1 rRNA gene is annotated in these 753 nt (G+C 57.6%); it reads left to right on the forward strand.

Annotated elements, in window-relative coordinates:
- Window positions 1–753, forward strand: a 23S ribosomal RNA gene (locus tag PV734_RS45710); the annotation flags it as partial.

The following is a 753-nucleotide window of genomic DNA, read 5'->3' on the forward strand; positions in this document are numbered from 1 at the left end:
GGATGGGTAGGGGAGCGTCGTGTGCCGGGTGAAGCTGCAGCGGAAGCTAGTGGTGGACGGTTCACGAGTGAGAATGCAGGCATGAGTAGCGATACACACGTGGGAAACGTGTGCGCCGATTGACTAAGGGTTCCTGGGTCAAGCTGATCTGCCCAGGGTAAGTCGGGACCTAAGGCGAGGCCGACAGGCGTAGTCGATGGATAACCGGTTGATATTCCGGTACCCGCTGTGAAGCGTCAAACATTGAACCAGGCGATGCTAAGTCCGTGAAGCCGCCCCGGAGCCTTCGGGCAAGGGGGAGTGGTGGAGCCGACGGACCAGATCTGCAGTAGGTGAGTGATGGGGTGACGCAGGAAGGTAGTCCATCCCGGGCGGTGGTTGTCCCGGGGTAAGGGTGTAGGCCGTGCGATAGGTAAATCCGTCGCACATTAAGGCTGAGACCTGATGCCGAGCCGATTGTGGTGAAGTGGATGATCCTATGCTGTCGAGAAAAGCCTCTAGCGAGTTTCATGGCGGCCCGTACCCTAAACCGACTCAGGTGGTCAGGTAGAGAATACCGAGGCGTTCGGGTGAACTATGGTTAAGGAACTCGGCAAAATGCCCCCGTAACTTCGGGAGAAGGGGGGCCATCACCGGTGATTGAATTTACTTCATGAGCTGGGGGTGGCCGCAGAGACCAGCGAGAAGCGACTGTTTACTAAAAACACAGGTCCGTGCGAAGCCGTAAGGCGATGTATACGGACTGACGCCTGC

The organism is Streptomyces sp. AK08-02 (assembly GCF_033795085.1).
In the GTDB taxonomy this organism is placed as follows: Bacteria; Actinomycetota; Actinomycetes; order Streptomycetales; family Streptomycetaceae; genus Streptomyces; species Streptomyces echiniscabiei.